The organism is Okeania sp. SIO2B9 (assembly GCF_010672505.1).
In the GTDB taxonomy this organism is placed as follows: Bacteria; Cyanobacteriota; Cyanobacteriia; order Cyanobacteriales; family Microcoleaceae; genus Okeania; species Okeania hirsuta.
The window spans coordinates 1-2,342 of record NZ_JAAHGK010001206.1 but is presented as its reverse complement, the minus strand read 5'-3'; the positions used below and the strand labels follow the sequence as shown (position 1 = coordinate 2,342).

Genomic DNA, 2,342 nt, shown 5'->3' with positions numbered 1-2,342 from the left:
CAGACATCAGATTTATAATTGAAAAAATTTAATGGTTAATGGCTAATATCTAAATGCCATTTAAAGATTAGCCATTAACATTTAGCTGTGAATAAATAAAACAAATAAAACTAAATTATCCTAGTACAAACCTAATAAAAAAATCTGGTAGTGGTGCATAGTAATGGTAGAGGAAGTTGGGGAGTTGGGGAGTTGAGGAATTTCAACAATCGCCGATTTATGAAACAAGAAGCATCGCAAATTGCGATAAATAAAATAGACAGTAAATCTAAACCAGAATCAGAATATAGATAGAGAAATTCCAGCGATAAAACAGTAATAATTCATTATAAAGTATAATCTCCAAGTAATTGAATCAGGTCAAGCATCAGATTTATAAATACTAATTTTTTGACTATTTAATAGCTAATAGCTAAATGTCATTCTCAAGATTAGCTATTAGCATTAATTAGGACTTGATGATTAACTATAAAACCCACATTCCGCACCACAAAATGTAGTATCGAAGAAGGAGTCAGGAGTCAGGAGACAGGAGACAGAATTTTAGAATAAAATCATAGCTACCGTGATTGAGTAATCAATACTGCAAGTATTTATGCTTAATATTTAACTGAGAATTTGACTCCCAATCGAGGTAAATGAAGATAATTTATATAGTATAAATACCTAAGCAAGCTACGGATTTTATACTAATTTTTATGTTAAAAATTGAAGTGCGGAATGTGGGATAAAAACATTTACAGATAAAGGTTTTAGCCTTTTTGCTGCGAAAAAAAGTGTCAGCTTTTAGCTCCGAATCGCCCAAAATACTCACATTTTGAGCAGACAAAGACAGAAAAACTTAGCGACAATTATTTCGACTGCCTTCTCTGTAATTCGCATTCATTCTGACTCCTGACTCCTAAATCCTGACTCCTACCCTCCACAAAAATACTTTTTCAGCAAACCCTAATTAAACTTTATTTTTTACCGCAAACCTAACCAAGAAAAAAAATCTTGATGAGTAAATAATTCCAGTAATAACAAAATGAAAAATCCTAGCATAGCAAACCTACCATTGATTATTTCTGCGTAAGTATTCCAACCAAAAGCAGGTTCATTAAACTTGGTAGTTTCAACTTTTTTAGCAGATTCTGATGTGGATTGAGAAGTCAAATTTTCAGACATGATATTGATAGAATTTTATTAGCTTTGAAGATTTGGTAGTCCTACATAGTAATGTTTGAAGAACAAAACTTGGTATCTACCCAAATATTTATTCTCCCAGATATTCAACAGTATTTTGAGAATGGGTTGTGAAAAAATTATCCCTCCCCCTAACTTTTACCATTACTATGCACCACCACCAAAGATTTTTGATTACGGATAAAATTACTGAATTATCCCAGTCGATTTATTGTCCAATTTTTTTTACTGATTCAATCAGCGATCGCACAATTTCAGTTCCCTCAGAAGGTTCAAAAGTCAAAGGAAACTTACCTTTTGCCAACATTCTTAATCCTAATGGACCCAAACTAAATAATCCTTGAATATCTCTAAAATAGTTACCCACTACCTGAATACCAAATTTTCGTTCATCAATCCAACCCCCGTCTTTAACCAAATCAATTAATACTTTTCGATGGCGAATAGATCGACTAGCTTGTTTATCTTGACGATCAAGAATTTCTTGTTTAATTTTACCTATTTGATCCATAGGTGCTACTTCCATCGGACAAACAGAATTACAATAATAACAGCGGGTACAACCCCAGACTCCTGCTGTGTCAAGATTATATTCTTCTAATCTTTTCTCTATTTGACTGTCACGAGAATCAGCAACCATTCTATAAGCTTTGGCCAAAGCGTGTGGACCAACAAAATCTGGATTAACTTCACGAGCATTACACTCAGAATAACAGGCTCCACAAAGAATACAATTACCTGTTTGATTTAGTTTATCCCGTTCAGTGGGAGTCTGTAAAAATTCTCGTTCTGGAATTTGTCGTGCTTTTGTGCTGATATAAGGTTCAACTGTTTCTAGATTTTGCCAAAAACTTTTCATATCTACTACCAAATCTTTAATTACTGGCATATTGCCCATAGGAGCAATAGTTATTTCTGGAATAGATTTTTCAGTAGTATTAGCAGAATTATTATTACTATTATTAGCTATTTGTTGTATTCTATCTACTTCGTTTCTAATATTTTCTTTACACGCTAAAGCTGAACGACCATTAATTCTCATTCCACAACTACCGCAGATAGTATTACGGCAATTTTTACGAAAAGCTAAACTACCATCTTGCTCCCATTTAATTCGGTTAAGGCATTCTAAAATTGTATTGCCTGTTATTCTGAGT

The 2,342-nt window shown here is 33.0% G+C and carries 2 protein-coding genes; both read right to left on the bottom strand.

Going from position 1 to position 2,342, the window contains the following annotated elements:
- Window positions 1–966: 966 nt before the first annotated feature.
- Complete coding sequence (locus F6K13_RS28970; RefSeq protein WP_192901219.1) at window positions 967–1,167, bottom strand: chlorophyll a/b-binding protein; 201 nt, start codon at window positions 1,165–1,167, stop codon at window positions 967–969.
- Window positions 1,168–1,393: 226 nt separating this feature from the next.
- Window positions 1,394–2,342: succinate dehydrogenase/fumarate reductase iron-sulfur subunit (locus F6K13_RS28965; RefSeq protein ID WP_353735732.1), on the bottom strand; the 949-nt coding region annotated here is incomplete at its 5' end.

Coding starts and splice junctions, on each gene's coding strand:
- F6K13_RS28970 (WP_192901219.1), bottom strand. CDS start 1,167: ATGTCTGAAAATTTGACTTCTCAATCCACATCAGAATCTGCTAAAAAA.